General features: G+C 69.7%; 11 protein-coding genes. 6 read left to right on the top strand and 5 right to left on the bottom strand.

All coding sequences use genetic code 11. The features are described 5' to 3' along the window. A partial coding sequence (locus tag D7Y21_RS25360; RefSeq protein ID WP_147469371.1) for a PaaI family thioesterase occupies nucleotides 1-446 on the bottom strand: 446 nt, incomplete at its 3' end. 142 nt (nucleotides 447-588) lie between these two features. Between D7Y21_RS25360 and D7Y21_RS25365 the strand changes: the two genes are divergently transcribed. The 6 genes from D7Y21_RS25365 to D7Y21_RS25390 all read left to right on the top strand — a co-directional run bounded on the left by D7Y21_RS25365 (nucleotide 589) and on the right by D7Y21_RS25390 (nucleotide 13,735). Then, nucleotides 589-2,913, top strand: coding sequence for an ATP-dependent helicase (locus D7Y21_RS25365; protein ID WP_370039198.1), 2,325 nt, complete (start codon nucleotides 589-591; stop codon nucleotides 2,911-2,913). A 134-nt stretch (nucleotides 2,914-3,047) separates the two neighbouring features. Continuing rightward, a complete protein-coding gene (locus D7Y21_RS25370; RefSeq protein ID WP_199735489.1) occupies nucleotides 3,048-4,742 on the top strand; it encodes a DUF1592 domain-containing protein in 1,695 nt (564 codons plus the stop codon). Then, nucleotides 4,739-6,166 carry a DUF1552 domain-containing protein gene (locus D7Y21_RS25375; RefSeq protein ID WP_120567284.1) on the top strand — a complete coding sequence of 476 codons (1,428 nt, stop codon included), beginning with the start codon at nucleotides 4,739-4,741 and terminating at the stop codon, nucleotides 6,164-6,166. The genes D7Y21_RS25370 and D7Y21_RS25375 overlap by 4 nt, the downstream gene beginning before the upstream one ends. Nucleotides 6,167-6,228: 62 nt before the next feature. Beyond that, nucleotides 6,229-7,383 (top strand): lytic polysaccharide monooxygenase, encoded by a 1,155-nt coding sequence (locus D7Y21_RS25380; RefSeq protein ID WP_121716218.1) that lies wholly within the window; start codon nucleotides 6,229-6,231, stop codon nucleotides 7,381-7,383. 430 nt (nucleotides 7,384-7,813) lie between these two features. Continuing rightward, nucleotides 7,814-11,899 (top strand): M4 family metallopeptidase, encoded by a 4,086-nt coding sequence (locus tag D7Y21_RS25385; protein ID WP_158627351.1) that lies wholly within the window; start codon nucleotides 7,814-7,816, stop codon nucleotides 11,897-11,899. Between the two features lie 18 nt (nucleotides 11,900-11,917). Next, a complete protein-coding gene (locus D7Y21_RS25390; RefSeq protein WP_121716222.1) occupies nucleotides 11,918-13,735 on the top strand; it encodes a hypothetical protein in 1,818 nt (605 codons plus the stop codon). A gap of 63 nt (nucleotides 13,736-13,798) precedes the next feature. Here the strand turns inward: D7Y21_RS25390 and D7Y21_RS25395 are convergent, their stop codons facing one another. The 4 genes from D7Y21_RS25395 to D7Y21_RS25410 all read right to left on the bottom strand — a co-directional run bounded on the left by D7Y21_RS25395 (nucleotide 13,799) and on the right by D7Y21_RS25410 (nucleotide 22,794). Beyond that, entirely contained in the window at nucleotides 13,799-16,642 is a 2,844-nt protein-coding gene (locus tag D7Y21_RS25395; protein ID WP_158627352.1) for a carboxypeptidase-like regulatory domain-containing protein, read from the bottom strand. Nucleotides 16,643-16,798: 156 nt separating this feature from the next. Next, a complete protein-coding gene (locus D7Y21_RS25400) occupies nucleotides 16,799-18,490 on the bottom strand; it encodes a carboxypeptidase-like regulatory domain-containing protein (RefSeq protein WP_147469372.1) in 1,692 nt (563 codons plus the stop codon). Between the two features lie 78 nt (nucleotides 18,491-18,568). After that, nucleotides 18,569-20,011, bottom strand: a complete 1,443-nt coding sequence (locus tag D7Y21_RS25405; protein WP_158627353.1) for a collagen binding domain-containing protein — start codon at nucleotides 20,009-20,011, stop codon at nucleotides 18,569-18,571. Between the two features lie 80 nt (nucleotides 20,012-20,091). Continuing rightward, the gene (locus D7Y21_RS25410) at nucleotides 20,092-22,794 is read right to left on the bottom strand and encodes a carboxypeptidase-like regulatory domain-containing protein (protein WP_121716230.1); all 2,703 of its coding nucleotides are present in this window, start codon (nucleotides 22,792-22,794) and stop codon (nucleotides 20,092-20,094) included. Nucleotides 22,795-22,841 lie beyond the last annotated feature (47 nt).

Genomic DNA, 22,841 nt, shown 5'->3' on the forward strand with positions numbered 1-22,841 from the left:
GAGGCCCACTGCTGGTTGGAGACACGCACGACGCCCTGGCAGCGGGCGCACACCCGGCCTTCCGCGTCCATCAGCTTCGCGGAGGCGAAGAGGGTGGACGGGCCGCCGTTGTCGATGACGGCCTCCACCCGGAGGTGGTTGCCGGTGGCGGGGCGCTCGAAGCTCATGGACAGCTGGACGGTGGCGCAGCGGCGGGTGGGGTCCCGGAGCGCCGGGGTGCAGCCGATGGCGAAGTCGAAGAGGGCGGAGAGCACGCCGCCGTTGACGGCGGAGGCCCCCAGGCCGCCCCGGTGCTGCGGCTGCACCTCTGGAAGCTCCACCACCACCATGCGTCCTTCGGGGAAGGACATCCGGGCGCCGAAGTGGCGCAGGGTGAGGCTCTGGTTGAAGAGCTCCGCGAAGCGGTCGAGCTGGGCCTGGGACGGGCGGGACGGGGTGTCGGACATGGGCGGTGGACCCTTTTATATCCCACGCTCCTGCCCGTCCCGAGGGCGGACGGCCCGGCGGGCGGCAGGCCTGGCGGAAGACCCGGCACCGGCGCGCGAAAGACGTTAGAAGACGGGGTTCTTCCCCTTGGTGGAACCCTCCGTGAACGCCCACGAAACCGCCCTCCTCGAAGACCTCAACCCGCCCCAGGCGGAAGCCGTCCTCCATGGCGACGGCCCCCTGCTCGTGCTGTCGGGCGCCGGCAGCGGCAAGACGCGCGTCATCACCCGCCGTGTGGCCCACCTGGTGAAGGTCCGCCGCGTCTTCCCGTGGCGCATCCTGGCCGTCACCTTCACCAACAAGGCCGCGCGCGAGATGCGCGAGCGCCTCACCCAGTTGCTGGGCGCGCAGGCCAACGACCTGGTGGTGAGCACGTTCCACTCGGCCGCGGCGATGATCCTGCGCCGCGAGGCGGAGGCCGCGGGCCTCACGCGGTCCTTCCTCATCTACGACGACGGAGACCAGCTCAACCTGGTGAAGCGCGCCATGCGCGACGCGGGCGTGGAGCCGGTGATGCAGCCGCGTGAAATCCTGCACCGCATCGACCAGGAGAAGAACGCCGCGCGGCTGCCGGAGGACATGCGCGTGGAGCAGGAGGACGTGCGCGGGCAGATCGTCAAGCGCGTGTACGCGGGCTACCAGAAGCTGCTGCGCGCGGCGAACGCGGTGGACTTCGGGGACCTGCTGCTCCTGCTCGTGAAGCTCTTCCGCGACCGGCCGGACGTGCTGGACCGGTACCGCACGCGCTTCATGCACGTGCTGGTGGACGAGTTCCAGGACACCAACCCCGTGCAGTACGCGTTCCTGCGCCAGCTGGCCCCGCCGCCGTCCGCGAACCTGGTGGTGGTGGGCGACGACGACCAGTCCATCTACCGCTGGCGTGGCGCGGACGTGGACAACATCCTCCAGTTCCCCATGCAGTACCCGGGCGCGAAGGTGGTGAAGCTGGAGCAGAACTACCGCTCCGACCAGAACATCCTCACCGCCGCGCACGAGGTCATCTCCAAGAACCCGCGCCGCATGGCGAAGAAGCTCTGGAGCGAGCGGCCCAAGGGGGAGAACCTGGAGCTGCTGCTTCACCGCGACGAGCGCGCGGAGGCGCAGGAGGTGGCCCGGCGCATCCTGGCCGTCCAGCGCGAGGGCTTCATCAAGTTCTCCAGCATGGCGGTGTTCTACCGGACCAACGCGCAGAGCCGCGTGCTGGAAGAGGCGCTGCGGCTCGGGCGCGTGCCGTACCAGCTGGTGAGCGGACGCAGCTTCTACGACCGCGCGGAGGTGCGTGACGCATCCGCGTACCTGCGGCTGATGGTGAATCCGCGCTCGGACGCGGACCTGTTGCGCGTGCTCAACGTGCCGGCGCGCGGCATCGGTGACACCACCGAGGAGCGGCTGACGGACTTCGCGAACGAGCAGGGCCTGAGCCTCTACGAGGCCCTGGGCGAGCGCCACCGCATCCCCTCTCTCAACGCCACCGCGCAGAAGCGGCTGGGCGGCTTCCACCAGCTGCTCCAGTCGCTGCACGCCTTCTCCCTCACGGCGAAGGACGCGGCGGGCGCGGTGGACCAGATGCTGAAGGAGTCGAAGCTGGTGGAGACGCTCGTCGCCGAAGGCAGCGACGAGGCGCTCACCCGCGCGGAGAACCTGAAGGAACTCCTGGGCGCGGCGCAGGAGTTCGACCTGAAGCGCGCGTCCGACATGGTGGCCTCCGCCGCCGCGCTGGAGGCGCGCGAGGAGGAGGCGCCGGAGGGCGTGGACTCCGCGCCGCTCACCGCGGACGTGCCGCCGCTGCAGGCCTTCCTGGAGCAGATCAGCTTGGTGGGTGAGGCCGACGCGGAGGTGAGCGAGGGCCGCGTGGCGCTGATGACGCTGCACGCTGCCAAGGGCCTGGAGTTCGACGCCGTGTTCCTCACCGGCCTGGAGGAGGGCGTCTTCCCGCACTCGCGCGCGCTCAAGAGCGACGACCCGGACGGCGGCGAGGAGATGGCCGAGGAGCGGAGGCTCTGCTACGTGGGCTTCACCCGCGCGCGCAAGCGGCTCTTCGTGAGCCTGGCGCAGTGCCGCTCCCTCTTTGGCGAGCTCAAGTACAACCCGCCCAGCCGCTTCCTCGCGGACGTGCCGCAGGCCTTGTTCGGCTTCAAGGAGAACGACCTGCCGCCTCCGCCGCGCGCCGCCGCCATGCCGCAGCGCCGCCGCAGCTGGGACGACGACGAGACGGGCCCGCGCGTGGACCGCAGCTATTCGCAAGCCTCGTCCGACATGGACGGCGTGGGGGGCGACGTGCGCGGCATGCGCGTGCGCCACGAACAGTTCGGCTCCGGCCGAATCGTCGCCGCGGAGGGCAGTGGCCCCAACGCCAAGGTCACCGTGGAGTTCGGCGGCACCGTGGGCCTCAAGCGCGTCATCGCGCGCTTCCTCATCCCGGGCTGAGCACCCGGCGGATCCGGTGCCGGCAGCGGTTTCCAGTATTCATGTGATACGGGGCCCGGCCGGCCGGTGTACGGATTGACTTCCTGACGCTTCCCCAGTGGGATGACCTCCAACGAACGGAGGCGCTTCCCCCCATGGCGCTACGTCAACGATGGTGGACTTCCGCGCTGCTCGCGGGTTCCTTGAGTTTCTTGAGTGCCTGCGAGGGCCAGATTTCTGACGCGGCGAATCCGCGCAATCCTGGCCCTGGCGGGACGAACAAGCCTCCCCCTGCTGGCGTGGAGCAGGCGGCGCGCTCGGCACGCGTCGCGCGGCTGACGCATGCGCAGTGGGTGAGCAGCGTGAAGGACCTGCTCAAGCTGGACGCGGCGCCCACGGCGCTGGCGCAGTCGTTCCGCGCGGATCCGTCCCAGAGTGGCTTCCTCTTCGACAACGACGCCCGCGCGCTGTCGGTGGACGAGGCGCTGTGGGGTGCCTACCAGCGCGCGGCGGCGGACCTGGCCGGGCAGGTGGCCACGGACGCGACGAAGCTGGGCAAGCTGCTGCCGGCGGGCAGCACCACGGACGAGGCCCGCGCGAAGGCGTTCGTGGAGTCCTTCGGCCTGCGTGCCCTGCGCCGCCCGCTGACCGCGGACGAGGTGGAGACGTACCTGAAGCTGTACCGCCAGGGCCCGCAGGCGTACCCGACGATGGCCGCGTTCCAGGGCGGCCTGCGGCTGGTGCTGGAGGGCTTCCTCCAGTCGCCCCTGTTCCTCTACCGCGTGGAGCGCAGCACGCAGGCGGCGGACGGCAAGGTGCCGCTGGACGCGTTCGAGGTGGCGTCCCGCTTGAGCTACGCGCTCTGGAACTCCATGCCGGACGACGCGCTGTTCGCCGCCGCCCGCGAGGGCATGCTGGCGAAGCGCGAGGGCGTGGCCTCCGAAGCGCGCCGGATGATGGCGGACCCCCGGGCGCGCGGCGTGGTGGACGCCTACCACCAGGCCGTCTTCGACGTGCCCCGCTACGCGAGCATCCGGCCCAACACGACGCGCTTCCCCAACGTCACCACGAAGCTGGCGGAGTCCGCGGCGAAGGAGAACGCGCTCTTCGTCCAGGACGTCGTCTTCGGGCGCAAGGGGCGCTTCGCGGACCTGCTCACGTCGCGCGACACCTTCGTCAACGACGAGCTGGCGCGCATCTACGGCCTCACCGGGACGTTCACCGCGGACTTCGTGCCGGTGACGCTGGACGGGACGCAGCGCCGGGGCGTGCTCACGCAGGTGGGCTTCCTCGCGTCGCACGCGACGTCCATCGACCCGGACCCCATCCACCGCGGCGTGTTCCTGTCGGAGCACCTGCTGTGCCAGAAGATTGGCGCGCCGCCGGCCAACATCCCCGCGCTGCCCTCGCCCAATGGCCGCACCAACCGCGAGGTGGTGACGTCGCACACGGAGGCGCCCGGCACGGTGTGCGCGTCCTGCCACTCGACGCTCATCAACCCGCTGGGCTTCCCGTTCGAGAACTTCGACGCCGTGGGCGGCTACCGCACGACGGACAACGGGCATCCGGTGGATGCCTCGTCGGTGCCGGGCATCGGCGGACAGAAGGTGTCGGTGAAGGACGCGCTGGACCTGGCGGACGCGCTCGCGGCCACGCAGGCAGTGCACGAGTGCTACGCGCGCCACTGGGTGGAGTTCCTGAGCGGACGCCCCGCCGTGGCGGAGGACGACGCGCTGGTGGCGCGGCTGGGCAAGCTGTCGCAGTCCGGTCAGCTGCCCATCGTGGACCTGGTCGTCGAGGTCGTGACGGGCGTGGGCTTCGTGACTCGCCACCCGGAGGAGCTGCCGTGAAACTGAGCCGTCGACGCGTGTTGCAGGGCCTGGGTGGGGTCATGCTGGGGCTGCCGGTGCTGGAGGGGCTGTTGCCCCGCAAGGCCCAGGCGGCGGAGCCGGACGCGCTGCCCTTCGCCATCTTCCTTCGCCAGGCGGATGGCGTGGCCGCCGCGCAGAGCACCTCCGAGCTGGGCAATGAGCCGGAGCGCTTCTGGCCGGAGCCGCTGGGCAACCTCTCCACCACGACGCTCGCGGGCAAGTCGCTGGTGGAGCTGGCGGACCACCGCGCGCGCCTGCTGGTGGTGCGCAACGTCAACATGAAGGACTACAACTACGGGGACGGCCACGCCCGCGGGGCGCTGCAGTGCCTCACCGCGCGGGGCCCCGCCGTGGAGGGCGTGGGCGGCGACTCCGAGGCGTCCGGTGAGTCGCTGGACCACCGCATCGGCCGCGAGCTGAACCCGCAGAAGCGCGACTCGCTCTACCTCTACGCGGGGCAGGCCGGCGGGTGGCTGGGCGGCCCCTGCATCTCCCACCGGGGCAGCGCTTCGCGCCGGGCCGCGCTGCACGACCCGTGGGTGGCCTACCAGACCATGGTGGGGGGCCCCGGGGGCCTCTCGCCGGAGGCGCGCGAGCAGATGCTGGTGCGCCAGAAGAGCCTCAACGACCTGGTGTCGGGCCAGCTGAAGGCGCTCCAGTCGCGGCCGGAGTTGAGCAGCACGGACCGGCAGCGCCTGGACCTGCACCTGTCCAACGTGCGCGACCTGGAGGTGGCGCTCAGCTGCCGCGCTCGCGCGGACGAGGAGCTGCGGCTCCAGCAGCAGGCGCCCGGCTACAGCAGCACGGACGGCGACGAGGTGCTGGCCACGGTGCGGCTGCACATGGACATCGCGGTGCTGGCGGTGGCGTGCGGCACCACGCGCTCGGTGGCCATCCAGGTGGGCAACGGCAACGACAGCGCCACGCGCTACCGCGACCCCACGACGGGGCAGCTGATGGAGAACTTCCACTACATCTCCCATCGCCGCGCGTCGCACGACGCGTCGGGCGGCATCATCGCGGGGTCGGACGTGCTGCACTCGCGCGTGGACGCGCAGTTCGCGCAGACCTTCAACTACCTGCTGGACCAGCTGGCGGCGTACGCCCTGCCGAACGGCAAGAAGCTGGTCGACCAGGGGGTGTCCGTCTGGTTCAACGACCTGGGCAACGGGCCGGCTCACTCGGCGCGCCACATCCCGTTCATCCTGGCGGGCAGCTGCAACGGCTATCTCAAGCAGGGCGTGGCGGTGACGGCGGCGGGCGGCAACAGCAGCCCCAACCTCAACAAGATGCTCAACACCCTTGGCGCCGCGGTGGGCCTGAAGAACGCGGCCGGCGGGCCGCTGGACGACTTCGGCGACCCCACGCTGCCCAAGGGCCTGCTGACGGAGCTGCTGGCTTGAGCGGCCGTTGACCCGATTCGCCTCCGCCTTTCCTCCTTTGTTTTCGAACAGAGGAGGAAGGGATGTTCCCAGCAATCCGCAAGGCCTTCACCGCGTCGCTCGCTTTTGTCTCCCTGCTGTCCGCCGGTCCGGCGGCGGCGCACGGCTCCATGGAAGTACCGCTGAGCCGCGTCTATGGATGTTTCAAGGAAGGGCCGGAGAGTCCCAGGTCCGCCGCGTGCAAGGCCATGGTGCAGGCCGGTGGGACGCAGGCGCTGTATGACTGGAACGGCGTCCGGCAGGGCGCCGCCAACGGGCGTCACCGCGAAATCATCCCCGACGGCAAGCTGTGCAGCGCCGCCAATGAGAGTCACAAGGGATTGGACCTGGCGCGCACGGACTGGCCGTCCACGCTCATCACCCCGGACAGCAGCGGCCGCTTCGAGTTCGTCTTCCACGCCACCGCGGTGCACGCCACGGGCTACTTCCAGCTCTTCGTGACGAAGGAGGGCTACAACCCGGCGCTGCCCCTGAAGTGGCCGGACCTGGAGTCGACGCCGTTCTGCAACGTCACCAACGTGTCCGCGGTGAACAACCGCTACCGGCTCAACTGCCCGTTCCCTGCGACCCGGACGGGCTCGCACGTCATCTACGCCATCTGGCAGCGCGCGGACAGCCCGGAGGCCTTCTACGCCTGCACGGACGTGAAATTCAGCAACACGCCGCCCCCGCCGGTGTCGTGGAAGGAATTGGGCCAGGTGCAGGCGCGCGAGGACCTGCCCAAGTCGAGCAAGGTGACGTTCCGCCTCTTCGACAGCGCGGGCCGCGACGCCGAGTCGTATCCGCTGACACTCGACGCGGCCACGCCCGCGGCCACGTGGATGTATCGGCTGGCGCAGCAGGTGAACGCGGGCTCCAGCCGCGTGCAGGTGGGCGTGCTCCAGACGACTGGCAGCGTGACGCCGGTGCAGGACGCGCTGGGCAACCGCGTGTACACGAAGGAGACGGGCTACTCGTTCCAGGTGGACATCGAGAAGCCGTCCACCGGCGGATCCGCGCAGTACAAGTACCCGGCGGGCATCGACAGCTACACGGCGGGCACGTTGGTGGAGGGCACCGACGGGCTCATCTACCGCTGCAAGCCCTTCCCGTACTCCGGCTGGTGCAAGGGCGCGGCGTCGCACTACGCGCCGGGCACGGGCATGGCCTGGCAGGACGCGTGGGAGCGCGCCAACTAGCCCAGGCGAAGTCAGCGATGTGGGTGCGGCGCCCCTTCAGACTCACGGGACTTGGAGTGGATACGTCGTGACTCCGAGTGATTTCCGTGGCCGTTTCGTGGCTCAGGGCTTCCCCCCATTTTCTTGGGATTTCGACACTGTATACTGGTGGACAATTACGCTGATCATGGAACACACGGGGGGAAAGGTCTGAGTCTGTCCAGACCCTCCGCCATGAGCGTGATCCTTTCGCCGGCAGCACGCCCCCACGGGTGCTGACGGCGGGAGTTCCCCTGCATGCTGTGGAGTCAATTCCATGCCCAAGCCGTGGCCCCGGTGGCCTCTGCTCCTCGCCGGTTTCTTCTCGGCGAGCTCATCCCTCGCGGCTGAGAAACTCACCCCTGTTGCCCCATCCACGCTGATGCAGCTCCAGGTCCGGGAGCCAGCGCGTGTGGCGCAATCCCTGGCAAACCTCAAGGCGCAAAGCCTCAAGCTCGGGCTGAGCTCGCGGGACGATTTCCAACTGTCCAGCTCCAGCACGGACTCCTTTGGCCAGACGCACGCGCGCTTCGAGCAGACATACCAGGGCGTACCCGTGTGGGGCGCCATGGCCATCACCCACCAGGGACTGTCCGCGGAGGACATCCGCATCACCACCGACGGCCTGCGCAAGGGCATCCGCCTGGGCGTGACGCCCAGGCTGGACGCGAAGTCCGCGGTGACGAAGGCCACCCAGGAATTGGCGCCCAAGGGCGAGTTCGCCGTCACGCCGAAGAGCGAGCTCATCGTCTACCCCCTGACGCGGCTCGTGAACCGCTACCCCGGCAAGCCGGTCGCTGAGCAGAACGCGGCGGACTTCGACACGCAGGTCGTCAGCTACCGGCTCGCGTACCACGTGCACACCGAGCTGGAGAACGCGAAGGACGGCGTCAAGCACACGGACTTCATCGTCGACGCGCAGTCGGGCGAGGTGCTGAAGCAGTGGAACTCGCTCCAGACGGCCGCCGCCAAGGGCCTCGGCCACTCGCAGTACAGCGGTGACGTCCCGTTGGACGTCTTCCAGAACGCCCAGGGCCTCTTCGAGCTGCGCGATGTCACGCGCGCCGGCGGCGAGGGCATCCGGACCTACGACGTCAACCACGCCGCCGTGCAGAACGGCGTCATCCCCACGCTGACCCTCTACACGGACGCCGACAACGTCTGGGGCGACGGGCAGAACTACATCGTGGGTGCCAACAACACCCTGAGCACCAACGGCCAGACGGCCGCCGTCGACGCGCACTTCGGCCTGCTGGCGACCTGGGACTTCTACAAGAAGATCCTCGGCCGCGACGGTATCGACGGCGTCGGCTCGCCCACCTACAACCGGGTGCACGCCAGCAACCTCTACAACAACGCCTTCTGGAGCGACGGCTGCTTCTGCATGAGCTACGGCGACGGCTCGTTCCCGGCCGCCGGCGGCTTCAGGTCCCTGGGCGTGCTCGACGTGACGGGCCACGAGATGTCCCACGGCGTCACCTCGCAGACGGCCAAACTCATCTACGACGGCGAGTCCGGCGGCCTCAACGAGGCCAACTCGGACATCTTCGGCGCCCTGACGGAGTTCTGGGTGGCCAACGGCCGCGGCAGCACCATTGGTGACACCGGCGGCAACTGGCTCATGGGCGAGCAGCTCAGCGCGTTCCCGCTGCGCATCATGTTCCGCCCGTCGCTGGACGGCGCGAGCGTGGACGCCTGGTACCCGGGCCTTGGCAACATCGACGTGCACTACAGCAGCGGCCCGATGAACCGCGCCTTCTACTTCCTGTCCCAGGGCGTGCAGCCGCTGGCGCTCAGCACCGACTTCTCCAGCACCTACCTGCCCGCGGGCATGAGGGGCATCGGCAACGACAAGGCGGCGGCCATCTGGTACCGCGCGCTCACCGTCTACCTGTTCCCGTCGTCCAACTACCTGTCGGCCCGCACCAGCAGCCTCCAGGCCGCGGCGGACCTCTTCGGCTCCCAGTCCAACGAGTACCGCGCGGTGCAGAACGCCTTCGCGGCCATCAACGTGGGCTACACCGCCGGGACGTATGATGACCGCACGGCCCCCACCGTCGTCGCGAGCGTCGCTGGCAGCGCGCCTGTCCTCCAGTTGAAGGCGCAGGCCGACGACAACGTCGGCGTGGCCCGCGTGGAGTTCTTCGTCGACGGCGCCCCGGCGGGGCTCGTCTCCGCCCAGCCGTACCAGCTCCCGCTGGACGCCACCTCGCTGACCAACGGCGCGCACGCGCTGGTGGCGGTGGCATTCGACGCGGCCGGCAACTCCACCGCGTCCGCTCCGGCGAGCTTCACCGTCTCCAACAGCTTCGATCAGCTCCTGATCAACCCGGGCTTCGAACAGGACACCCTGGGTTGGACGGATGACCCGTCGAACATCAACTTCCCGGTCTCCTCCGGCCCGCGCAACGGCCAGGGCTTCGCATGGCTCAACGGCTATGGCACGACGCACGTCGACCGGCTGTGGCAGGACGTCACCCTTCCCGCCGGCGTCACCAAGGCCGCGCTGACCTTCTTCCTCAACATCACCACCTCCGAGACGACGACCACCGCCGTGCGCGACACGCTGACGCTGCAGGTGCGCGACACCTCGGGCACGGTGCTGGGGACGGTGGCGACGTGGTCCAACCTGGATTCGACGCTGGGCTATACGCAGCAGAGCGTGGACCTGACGGCCTACGCGGGCCAGACGGTGCGAATCTTCCTGGAAGGCAGCGAGAACGCCTCGCTCGCCACCAACTTCCATGTGGATGACTTCTCGCTGCGCGTCACCCGCGCGGCGGACGCCGAGGCGCCCCGGGTGGCGGCCAACGTGGTCTTCTCCGGCACGCGCGTGGGCTACTTCGCGGACGTGTCCGACAACGGCTTCGTCAACGCGGTGGAGTTCCTCGTCGACGGCGTGTCCCTGGGCAACTCGGTCAAGTCGTTCACCCGGGTCGTCAACCTCTCCACGCTGACGGCCGGCGCGCACACGCTCGTCGCCCGGGCCACGGACGCGGATGGCAACGTGGGGGATTCTCCCGCGGTGACGTTCTACGTGGACACCACGTCCACCCAGCTCGTGCTCAACCCCAGCTTCGAGGCCTCCACGAACTGGACGAGCGCGACGACGCAGTCGGGCTCGACGGGCATCCTCACCAGCGCGTCCTTCGCGCACACCGGCAGCCGCATGTACGTCTTCTATACCAACGCGGGTCCGGCGCGGCACTCCGTCCGTCAATCCGTGGCCATTCCGGCGACCGCGACCTCGGCCATCTACAGCTTCTGGCTGCGCCTCTACAACGGTGCGTTCACCGACGCCGTGGCCCGCCACACCATCAGCGCGAAGCTGCGGGACTCCGCCGGCACCGAGCTGGCGACGCTGAAGACGCTCTCCAACCTGGATGACACCGGCGGGGAGTACCGCCTGCACCGCTTCGACCTGACCTCGTACAAGGGCCAGACGGTGCAGTTGTTCTTCGACGCGGACCAGACGGCGGTCGCGCAGGTGACGGGCGGAGTCACCCAGTTCTTCCTGGATGACGTCAACCTGGTCACGTCCACCCAGGCGGACATAGAGAGCCCCACGCTCTCCGTGGCGGTCGAGGGCAGCTACGGGACGGTGCAGCTCACGGCCTCCGTGAGCGACAAAGTCTGGACGTCCAGCCTCGCGTTCCTGGTGGACGACGCCCCGGCGGCCTCGTTCACGGACGTCCAGGGCGTCTACGCGAAGGCGTTCGACACGAGGAGCCTGTCCAACGGCCCGCACCAGTTCAAGGCGGTGGCCACGGACAAGGCAGGCAACGTGACGGAGCGCACGGTGACCTTCGAGGTGCGCAACTCCACCCTCCAGGACCAGGGCGCGCCGCACATCACCGCCAGCGTGGAGGGCCTGTTCGAGACCTACGCGATGCGGGCCGAGGCCACCGACGACACGGGCGTTGTGTACGTGGAGTTCTACGTGGACGGCGCCCTGAAGGGCCGGGTCTCGTCCGCGCCGTACACGCTGCCGCTGTTCCCGATTCCGCTGGCGCCGGGGGAGCACATCCTCGAGGCGGTGGCGTACGACGCCTACGGCAACTCGGCCAAGGCGACCACGCCCTTCACGCTCCTGCCCGTCACGGTGGAGTTCCTGGAGGCGCAGCACGTGGTGCCGGTGGGTGGCTCCGTCGCCTTGCAGGCGAACGTGGCGAACGTGGTGAACACGGAGGTGACCTGGTCCGTGGCGGAGGGCCGCGTGTGCGGCACCGTCAACGCGGACGGCATCTACGCGGCGCCGGTGGCCCGTGGCCTGTGCCACGTGTCCGCGGCGAGCGTCGTGGTACCGACGGCGAAGGCCGTGGCGGCCATCCAGGTCTACACGGGCGACATCAATGGCGACAACGTCGTGGACGGAGAGGACATGGGCCTGCTCGCGCAGGACTACGGCACCAACGGCTCCGAGGAGACCAACCTCGACGGCGCCGGCTCTGTGAACGACAACGACATCACCCTCTTCGTCAGCCAGTTCGGACGGTAATTCCCCATGAAAACGTGGATGAAGCTCATTGTTCCGCTCCTGATTGGGGCGCTGGCGGCCTGCTCCGACCCCGACTCGGGGCCGGTGACGGTGACTCCGAAGACCGTCACGGTGAAGGCCGGTGAGAAGACGACCTTCAGCGCTTCGGTGAAGGACGCGAAGAAAACGCGCGTGCTCTGGTCGGTGGAGGGAGGCGACTCCCGCGGCACCATCAGCAGCTCGGGCATCTACACCGCGCCGGCCGAGGCCGGCACGTACACCGTGGTGGCCACCAACGCGGTGGACACCTCGAAGAAGGACACGGCCACCGTCAAGGTGGAGGCAGTCCAGACTCCGACGGTCATCGTGAAGGTGACGCCGGAGGTGGTGACCATCGGGCAGGGGACCGTCACGGACCTCACGGCGGAGGTCTCCGGTTCCTCCATCACCGCGGTGCAGTGGTCCGTGGAGGGTGGCGACGAGAACGGCACCGTCAGCAGCACGGGCCGGTACACGGCGCCGAGCAAGTCCGGCACGTTCACCGTGACGGCCACCAGCGTGGCGGACCCGACGAAGAAGGGCTCCGCCTCCATCACGGTGGAGCCGGTCGTCGTCGAGGAGGTGAAGCTGACGGTGAGCCCCACGTCGGGCAGCACGACGTGGGATGGCACGGTCCAACTGACGGCCGGGGTCACCGGCACCAACAACCTCGCGGTGCAGTGGTCCGTGGAGGGTGGTGACGCGAACGGCTACGTCAGCAGCACGGGCGTGTACCGCGCGCCGAAGAAGACGGGCTCGTTCACCGTGACGGCCACCAGCGTGGCGGACCCGACGAAGAAGGCCACGGCCACCATCCGGGTGGACCCCGTCGTCGTCGAGACGGTGGTGGTGACGGTCTCTCCGAAGACGGGCACGGTGGCGCAGGATGCCGCCTTCTCCCTGTCCGCGCAGGTCACCGGGACCAACAACCTCGCGGTGCAGTGGTCCGTGGAGGGCGGTGACGACAACGGCACCGTGAGCAGCACGGGCGTGTACCGGGCGCCGCGCCGCGATGGCACGTTCACCGTGACGGCCATCAGCGTGGCGGATCCGACGAAGTCCGACTCGGCCACCCTCACCGTGAGCGGTGTCGTCCTTCCGACGGTGACGGTGACGGTCTCTCCGAAGACGGCCACCGTGGACCAGGGGGGCGCCGTCAACCTCGCGGCCGAAGTCACGGGCAGCTCCGTCGTCGCGGTGACCTGGGCCGTGGAGGGCGGTTCGGCCAACGGCAGCGTCACCAGCGCCGGCGTGTACACCGCGCCGAACAAGCCGGGCACGTACACCGTGACGGCCACCAGCGTGGCGAATCCGTCGCAGAAGGACTCCGCCGTCATCACCGTGCCCGTCGCCGGCACGGTGAAGTACGTGGACCCCACGGGTACGGGCTGGCGCCTGGTTCGCAACGCCAGCCTGTCCTCGGGCAACACGCTGGTGCTGGACCTGGTGGGCCCCACGGGTCAGTCCGGCCGTGGCGCGGACCTGACGCTGGGGCTGGATGCGGACACCGCGTCCTGGTCCACCGTGGACGGCTCCGAGTACGTGGCCAACGCTGGCTACGACCTTGGCACCGCGCCCCAGTTGCTCAAGTCGGCCGTGAAGGGCGGCATGCTGAGCGTGGGCGTGTACCAGAAGGGCGCTCCGGCGCACGCGTACAACGGCGCGCTGCTGTCCGTGGCGCTGACCGTGAAGGCCACCGCCGAGATGCCGGCCGGTACCGTGGTGCCGCTGACCGTCCTCAAGGCGCACGCGCTGCCGGCTTCCGGCTCGCTGCAGACCATCAACGTGGCGGTGGGCACCATCACCACCGCTCAGTAGTCCGGAGCCTGAAGCAGTGAGAGCGGCGGCCTTCCCCAGGGAAGGCCGCCGTTTTCATTGATGCTACGGAGGGGCGGCCTCCACGGTGAAGGTCACCTCGCCCCGGAGGGGAATCCGCACCTTCCGGGGCGTGAAGCGGGGCCCTTCTTCCGGGTCGGCCGCGCGGGCATCCAGCAGGTACTCGCCCGGTTCGACACCCCGGATGACGAGCGTGCCCCCTGGGGCGAAGTCCTGGTAGCGGGTCATGGGAAATCTCCCCACCTCCTTCAGCGAGACGAGCGCGGGCAGGGGCGTTCCGTTCGTGTCCTGCGCCAGGAGCCGCACCGTCGCGGCGCGGTCCAGGGCCACGGTGAGCGTGTCCACGCGGGCCGTCACCTCCTGCTCGAAGGGGCGCGTGTTCCGGCTCTGGAGCGACAGGGTGAAGGGCGGGGGCGGCAGCTGCGACAGGGTGTAGACACCGTCGCGAAGAGAGACGCTCCGGGGACGCGACATCGCGCGGGCGATGTCGGAGTCTCCTGGCTCGGTGAGGGTCGCGCGGAAGGATTCCAGTTGGGACAGGGCTTCGCCGGTCTCCGCGTCGTGGACCGCGAGCCGCAGCGTCCAGCCAGGGTCGAGCGTCAGCACGCCCAGGTCCAGGTCCACGCCTTCCGACAGTGTCACGGCGCGCTCCAGTGGCATGAAGCCGGGGGCCGTCACGGTCAGCATGGCCGGGCCCGCGGCGGAGAACGGAATCTCGAAGTCGCCGTCCGGCGACTCGGTGGACTGTCCGAAGTCGTGGCGGCCAGTCACCTTGAACGAGGTGACGGCCTGTCCTCCCGGATCCACGACGCGGCCCCGGATGCGTCCGTCGCGCTCCAGCACGAGTTGGAGGGGATCCGCACCGGAGTCCACCCAGAGGCTGCCTTGCTCCGCGTTGGGTTCGCCTCCCTGTGAGCGCCCGGGGCGGAAGGTGTAGCCCGGCAGGTGGGCCCACAGCGCGTAACGGGGGGCCACGAGCCCTCGCAAGGTGAAGCGTCCGTCCGGACCTGTGCGGAGTCCGGAAGGTCCGTCGTCATCGACGTCGCGCCACTCCGATGAGGCGCTCTCCGGGAGCTCCGCCGTGATGGCGACGTCCGCGAGCGGCTGTCCCGCCCCATCCACCGCGATGCCGGAGCGCTCACGGCCTGCTTCCATGCGCAGGGACACGTCCCGGTGTTCGCGCGCCTGGAACGTGATGGGCTGGGACACGGATGCGTCCATCAGGTCTCCCTGGACAACGGCCTCCAGGAGGTACGTGCCCGGGGCAATCCCTTGCAGATGGAAGCGCCCCTGTTCGTCCGTCAGGGTCTGGCGCGGCTCTTCGTATGGCGCGTCCTCCTGCGCCTCCGTCCCCAACGTCACGGTGGCTGCCCGCAGCGGCAGCCCTCGCGAATCGGAAACGGTGCCGGACACGGAGGCGCCCCGGTCCAGCACCACGACGACATCCCGCGAGGGGACTCGCACCGCGAGGGTTTGACGCTGGAAGGATGGATCCTCCACGGACAGCTCACCCGTCCCCGCGCGCTTCACGTCCAGGACGAAGTGCCCGGTGGCATCCGAGCGACGGGCGCCACCTGCGTCGATGTCGTCCCTATCGCCCAGGCGATTCCCTGACAGCGTCAGGAGGATGCCCTCGACTGGAGCGCCTGACGTGTCGACGACGCGGCCCTCCACGCTCTGTGCGCGCCGGAGCGTGAAGTCCAGGGGCGCCATGCCCTGCTGGAGCTTCTGCGCATGCAGCTCCACGTCCAGGTGGTGGGGCGCGAGGATCCGGAAGGTATGCGGCCCGGGCCGCGTGGGGCCCAACTGGTAGCGGCCCCCCGCGTCCGTCACGGTGGTCGCCTCGGCGGTGACGGGACCGCCGTCTTCCCGGTAGGTCTCCACGCGTGCGTTGGGAATGGGGCTGCCGGCGTCATCGCGCACCGTGCCCGTGACGAACACGCCGGGCTGGAGCCGCAGCTCCACGTGCTCCAGGGGCGGCGTCACATCCAGCGTGGCGAACGCGCCCCCTGCTTCCGCGGTGAGCTGGTGGAGGACGGCGGGCGCGGTGAAGCGGAAGCGTCCCTCCCCATCGGTCGTGGTGCGCTGGGTGGACGCCGTCGCGGTGTCACCTTCGAGGTGCACCAGGATGCCCGGCACCGGCGCGCCGTCCACGGAGAGAACCTGTCCTGAGAGCGAGAGCGCACGCGCGAGCACCACGGGCTGCATGGCGGTGAGCGATTCGACTTCCGGCTTGAACCACGGGGACCGGCCCTCCGCGGTGACGGAGGCGGCGTAGTCGCCCTGGGGGAGGGGGCCCACGATGAAGCGGCCCTCGACGTCAGTGGTCGCGTCGAAGAAGCGCGTGTGCCAGCGGGAGACGAGCGTCACCCGCGCGTCGGGGATGGGTGTCTTGCGGTCCGTGTCCGTGACGGTCCCCTCGAAGAGGATGCCCTGCTCCAGCGTCAGCACCACGTCGTTCGAGCCCACCGCCACGCCCCCCTGTGACACCGCGCCCGTGTCGCCCAGGGCCCAGAGCGTGACGAGGCCCTCGGGCAGCCCCTCCAGCACGAAGCGGCCCTCCGCGTCCGTGGCCGCCTCCGCGAACACGGGGGCTTCGCCATCACGGGCCTCCACGGACTCCCACTGCATGCGTTCGGAGTCGAAGCTGCACGCGCCGCTCTTGAGGGCCGGAGCCCGCGCGTCGTCCTGGCCGGAAGGATTGGGACAGGACCGCTCCGACAGCGTGACCCCAGGCTCCACGCGGGACGCGGAGACGCGCACACCCGCGGCCGGACCGTGGGGTCCCAGCACGCGACCCGTGATGCGCGCGGTGCCCGCGGGGCTTGGTGGCGTGGTCACTCGTGTCGCCCGAGCCGCCGGCTTCGTCGCGGACGACACCGTGGTCACGGGCGAGTCCTTCGCGGACGAAGGCGCCTCGGTGTTCCACAGGAGGAAGGCGAGGAGCGCGACGACGGCCAGCGCGGCTCCTCCCAGCCAAGGCTTCAGTCCCCCAGGTCCGCCATTCCCCATGCGCGGCAGGATAGCGGGCCCCTGCGTCGTGAGTCAGCGCGCGAGGGGCATCCACACCGGCTTCACGTCGCGGGACAGGGTGCCTTCGGCGGGCACGTCCAGCTCTTCGCGATGGACGCGGTCCTTGTCTCGCGTGCTCGCGATGACGGTGTAGTGGCCCTTGGGGACGCGGCGGAACGTGACGGACGTGCCGGTCCATTCCGCCACGGGATGCTGCTGGAGACGCAGGTGTTCGAAGGCCCTGGGGCTGTCGGGGAAGGGCGCCTGACCGGGCAACAGCAACGCGAGGTCGACGTCCGGCGGCAGCCGCAGCGTGACGGTGGTGCCGGTGCCAAGCTCGTCGAAGGTGACGCGGACTTCACCCGAGGGCGGGACCTGCACGGTGCGGGGCGGGAAGAGGGTTTCACTGGTGACCTCCATCAGCCAGGCATTCACCGTGTAGAGCCCTGGGGGAATGGCCCGGAGGGTGAATTCTCCGGAGGCGGGACTGCGTTGAAGTGTCAGGCCGTCGGAGCGTGTGAAGACGAGCTCGGCACCCAGCGGCTGGCCCCGCGCGTCGCGGACGTAGCCCGTCACGCGGGCGCCGGAGTCGAGCGAGAGCGTGAGGTTGTCTTCCGCTTCGCCCACCGTCACCCGCGCCGGCAGGTGGAGCTGGGTGTCCACCTCGAGCGTGAACGCGGCGGAGGGCAGGTGCTCCAGCCGCAGCGAGCCATCTTTTCGCGGCACCGCTCCGGTGGCGGGCAGGTAGGGCGGGCCGTCCGCGACGCCATCGCCATGGATCCGATAGCCGATGGCGACGGTCGCCCACTGTCCGGAGTCATCGCGCACGCGTCCGGTGAACGGCTCGCCCGTCGCGGCGTCACGCAGGAACACCTGCACCGTCCGCCCCCGCGTCAGCGTGAGCGTGCCCACGTCCACGTCGCCATCTCCGCCTGGGGTAACGGAGCGATCCACCGGCGCGTAGCCCCTGGCGCGCACCACGAACCGCTGGGCGCCGGTGGCCTCGGGCAGGGGTAGGTCGAAGCGCCCCTCCGGATCCTTGTACCGGCGACCGTTCACCTCGAAGAACTCCAGCTTCGCGCCGTCCTCCGCCACCACCCGGCCGCGCACATGCGGGATGCGCCGCAGCACCAGCCGGACCTCCGCCGTGTCCTTGTCCACGATGACGGTCTCGTCCTCGCCCGCGTGGACGCCCTGGGACAGGGCGCCGTCGATGCGGTGCTCCGCCAGCGTCGCGCTGAGCGTGTAGCGGGCCGCGCTCAACGGGCGCAGGGTGAAGTGGCCTTCGGCATCCGTGCGAACGCCCTCCGGAGTCCTTCCTATCGATTGGGCACCGCGATAGCGGGGCCGGTCCGCGGACAGCAGCTCCGCGCGGACGCTGACGCCGGGCAGGGGCAGGCCCTGGGGATTCACGACGGTGCCTCGCAAGGTCCGGCCTTCCTCCAGCCGCAGCGTGACGGGCGGCGCTTCACCTGTCTGGACCTCCAGCGGTTGGGAGGCATGGACGTCCACGGCCTGTCTCGCGAGGGTCGCCTCGGCCACATAGCTTCCGGGAGGAACGCCCTGGAGCGTGGCCTGTCCCCGGGAATCCGTGACGCCATCGCGGGCGGACTCGCCGCGTGCATCCTGCTTCCACAGCTCCACCCTGGCACCGCGCACCGGCGCGCCCACCGCGCTCAGGACGGTGATGGACACGCGAGCCCCCCGGCGCAGCACCAACCGCACGTCCCGCGATGGACGCTCCACCGTGAAGTGTTGGGGGACGAAGGCCTCGTCGGAGACGCTCAGCCACGCGGGCCCCGCCTAGTCCGAGTCCAGGATGAAGCGCCCCGCTTCGTCCGTCACGGTGGACTCCCGTGAGACGTCGACGATGACGGAGGTCACCGAACCAGGATGGAGGCTGACCCCGCGCCCCGCGAGCGGCTGGCCCGCCTCGTCGACGAGGATGCCCTCCACGGAGAGGGCGCGCGGCAGGGTGAAGTCGAGCGTCTCCTCCGCCTCACCGAGTTCGTAGTGTTCCGGCTCATCGTCGACGTAGTGCTCCGCGCGGACCGCCACGAAGTGCGGCAGCCGGAAGAACGGGCCCAGCCGGTAATGCCCCTGCGCATCCGTGACGGTCTGCCCGCGCGGGGACGGCGCGTTCGCATCGTGGAGATCCGCCATGACCCGTGCGCCGGGAATCGGGCGTCCGTTCTCATCACTGACGGTGCCCTGGAGGACCATGCCGGGCCCGAGCGTGAGGACGATGTCCTCGCGTGGCGCTGTCCTGAGATGGGCCAGACCGTCATGCGCCGCCGTCTCCGCGAAGAGCTGGCCGGGCACGTCTTCGAAGGAGGGAAAGGAGAAGCGCCCCTGCGCATCCGTGAGTGCGGTGCGCGACTCGGGCGTGGCGCTGGGCGTGTACAGCCGGACGGAGACGCCGGGCGCGGGAGCTCCCTTCGCCGTCACCACCGTGCCCGCGTACTTCGCGGGGCGGTCCAGGATGAAGGTGTCCTCCTCCAGCGGATCCGCCCGCATGCGCAGGTTGGGGCCGCGGCCGGAGGCCGTGACGAGGATGCCGTAGTCGGCCGGAGGCACGGGCCCGATGCGGTAGCGTCCATCCGCGCCGCTGGTCGCGGGGAAGAAGCGCGTGTGTTCGTGGGAGAAGACGGTGACGCGCGCGCCCGCGATGGGCTCGGTTCCCGCCGGTCCGTCCAGGACGACGCCCTCGAAGAAGGAGCCTTCATCGAGCACGAGGAGCACACCTTGCTGGCCCGTCGTCACGTCAGGGCGCATCGCCACGTTCTGGCCGCTGGAGGCATGGGGCGTGACGGTTCCTTCGGGAAGTCCGTCCAGGACGAAGGTGCCATCCTCCGCGCTGGTGGTCTCCGCGACGGTGGGGGCCTCTCCTTCGCGCTTGTCGACCTGATCCACCAGCTCGTCGAAGGCTTCGTCCCAGCACTGCATCAGTCGGCGCGTTGTCTCAGCGGGTGCGTCCTCGGAAGGAGGACAGGAGCGCTCCGACAGCGTGACCTCGGGTTCCACTCGCGAAGCGGACACGCGCACGCCCACGACAGGACCTTGCGCATCGCGCACCACGCCCGTGATGCGCGCGCTTCCAGTGGATGGGGTGGAGGAGGGGCCCGCGCTGAAGCGGGTAGGGAACCCGGACGCGGTGGTCGCCCCGCGGGCCGAGGACCCTGGAGCACGCCCGCGTTCGTGCAGGCTGAAGAAGGCCAGCAGCAGCAGGCCGACGATGCCCGCCAAGGCGAGCCAGGCTCCCCGATTCCCCCTGCGCATGCGCCCGTCTCCCGAAGTGCGTGGGCGCAGGATAGCCGCTTGCTGACTCAGCGGTTCGGGGCGGGCACCAGCACCGTGATGGTCTCCTGCCGCGCATCCAGGAGCACGTCCGTGGTGGGCTCGTCCGGCCTCAGCCTGACGGACATGGCGATGGGCGTGAAGGGCAGCCCCTCCACGTCGGCGCCACCCTCCGCGTCGAGGTTTCCGTAGAACGAGGAGGGATACGGCCCTGTGCACGAGCGGTCATCGCACTCGCGCCGGCCAATGAAGGCGCGGGCACCCACCAAGGGGGCAAGGGTCGCTGCGTCCAAGAGGATGAAGCGTATTTTCCGGCTTCGACGCAGCACCAGGGTTCCCAGGTCGATGTCCTTGCCAGGACTCACGACGAAGTCTCGCTCCAGCGCGAAGAAGCCCTTCGCCCTCACGGTGAGCTGCTCGGGGCCATCCCTCAGCAGGGGCAACGCGAGGGCACCGTCAGGCGCAGGCTCCCGGCGGCCCCCTACCCAGACCTGGCTGGACACGGGCATGCCGTCTTCGTTCACGACCTGCCCGCGCAACCGGGGACGCTCCTGCAGGACCAGTTGGACGTCTTCCGCTCCCGTCCTGACCACCAGCGCGGCCGGCCCGGGTGTTCCGCCCCGGGAGCGAGAGGGAACGAAGGCATGGCCCTCCTTCCAGGCGACGATTTGATGGGCCGGGTCCACCAGGTGCTCGAGGACGAAGTGGCCACCCGGCCCGGAGAGAACACCCGGCTCGTCATCGGCGTCACAGCGCAGGGAACGGGTCCGCCACTCGGGAGCATCTTCCAGGGAGAGACAGGCCTGGACCCGGACGCCGGCCAAGGGCTGTCCGTCGGTGTCGACCGTCAGCCCCTTCACCGTGCGACCTTCCTCGAAGCGAAGCGACACGGTCACCTGTGAGTGCGCATCCAGATCGATGGCCTCGGTCACGGAGCGCTCGATGCCAGGGGTCGGGAGCCGGGCCTCCAGGACGTGGTGTCCTGCCTTCAGGCCCGCGGCGGAGAAGGTGCCTTCGCTGTCCACCTGGAGGGAGCGGGGGTCTTTGTCTCCACCCAGGGCCGTGGGGTCCCAGAGCAAGACCTCCGCGTGGGGCAGGGGCGCTCCCTTCGCATCCACGACCTTCCCGGACACGGATGCGCCTCGGCTGAGGACCACGCGGACTCCCGTCGATGGGACCTCCACGGGTTGCTCCATGGAAGAGAAGCCCTCGGAGTCGATGAAGAGGTGGCCCGCGCCTTCTTTCGGGGTGTCCAGGATGAAGTGGCCGGCGTCATCCGACAGGGCCGCTGTTTCTTCGATGAAGGCACGTTCCCGGGTGCCCACAGGGCCCTTGGCGAGTCTCAACCGGATGCCTGGGAGCGGAGTGCCTTCGGTGTCGACGACCCATCCTTCGACCGAAACCGTTTGCTGGAGCGTGAAGTCCCACGGTCCCGCATGAGGCGTGCGGAGGTCGATCTCCTCTGTCCGGTCGCTGTATCGAGCATGCCGCAACTGGAGGTTCATGGTGGTCTGTCGCAGCGGCCCCAGTTTGTAATGGCCCGCTGCATCGGACATCGCATCGGGAGAGGGGGCGGCTTCCAGCGGAAGGTTTCTTCCCTGCAGGAGCACCCCCTCCAGGGGCCTGCCCCGCTCATCCCTGACCGTGCCCTCCATGAAGGTCACGGGCTCCATCCGGATCACGACCTGCGCGGGAGCCTTCGCCGGGGCGTCGCCGATGGCGGTCTCATTCCAGGCCCAGACCCAGACGGTGTACGGAGCCCCGACGACGTCCTCGAAAACGAAGCGTCCCTGCGCATCGCTTCGCGTGGACCAGGCGTCGTCCGAGACGCCCGTGAAGTATGCCTGGACGGTGATGCCGCTCGCGGGCCGTCCCTCCGGAGTGAGCACCAGTCCCTCGATCCGGGCCTGCTTCTGCAACGCCAGGGTGACGTCCACGTCGGTATCGAACCAGACGCCCTCGCGGAAGGCGGTCGTCCGCCACCCCTGCGCGCTTCCGACCTGAAGGTATCGGCCTGGAGGTATGGGCCCGATGCGGAAGCGTCCCTGGGCATTCGTGAGCGTGTCGAAGAAGCGGGACTGCGCATCCTGGACCGCCGTCACCCGCGCACCGGGAATGGGAGCCCGCGTGTCTTCATCCATCACCGTGCCGGAGAGGAAGATGCCCGCCTCCAGCGTCAGCGCCACGTCCGTGCTTCCCGCTGAGACCTCTGGCTTCATCGCCGCGCCCGTGTCGCCCAGTGCCCAGAGGGTGAAGACTCCGGCGGGCAGTCCATCCAGGATGAAGGTGCCATCGTCCGCCGTCACCGTCTGCGCGAACACGGGCGCGTCGCCCTCGCGAGCTTCCACGAGCCGCGCGAGCTCGAATCCCCGTTCATGAAAGCAGCACTTCGTCAGCCACGTCTTCCCGGCACAGGAACGCTCGCGGGACGGAGGTTCCGACGGGCAGGCGCGTTGCGAGAGGGAATCCGCGTCCACGCGGGACGCGGACACGCGCGCGCCCGCGACAGGGCCCCGTGCATCGCGCACCACACCCGTGATGCGCGCGCTTCCGGTGGATGGGGTGGAGGAGGGTCCCGCGCGGAAGCCGGCGAAGAATCCGCCGGAGGGATGGGTGGCGCCACGGGACTCGCGAGCTGGAGCACCGCTATGCCCACGCAGGAAGAAGGCCAGGAGCAGCAGGCCGGCAACGACCACGACCGTGAATCCGGCGACCCGATGCCCCCTGCGCATGCGCTGCATCTCCTGAAGTGCGTAGGCGCAGGATAGCCGCCTGACTG

Source organism: Corallococcus sp. AB045, from assembly GCF_003668895.1.
In the GTDB taxonomy this organism is placed as follows: Bacteria; Myxococcota; Myxococcia; order Myxococcales; family Myxococcaceae; genus Corallococcus; species Corallococcus coralloides.

What these genes read in the sequence shown, in the direction of transcription:
- D7Y21_RS25370 (WP_199735489.1), top strand. Translation starts at nt 3,048, where the DNA reads ATGGCGCTACGTCAACGATGGTGGACTTCCGCGCTGCTCGCGGGTTCC.
- D7Y21_RS25380 (WP_121716218.1), top strand. Translation starts at nt 6,229, where the DNA reads ATGTTCCCAGCAATCCGCAAGGCCTTCACCGCGTCGCTCGCTTTTGTC.
- D7Y21_RS25390 (WP_121716222.1), top strand. Translation starts at nt 11,918, where the DNA reads ATGAAGCTCATTGTTCCGCTCCTGATTGGGGCGCTGGCGGCCTGCTCC.
- D7Y21_RS25410 (WP_121716230.1), bottom strand. Translation starts at nt 22,794, where the DNA reads ATGCGCAGGGGGCATCGGGTCGCCGGATTCACGGTCGTGGTCGTTGCC.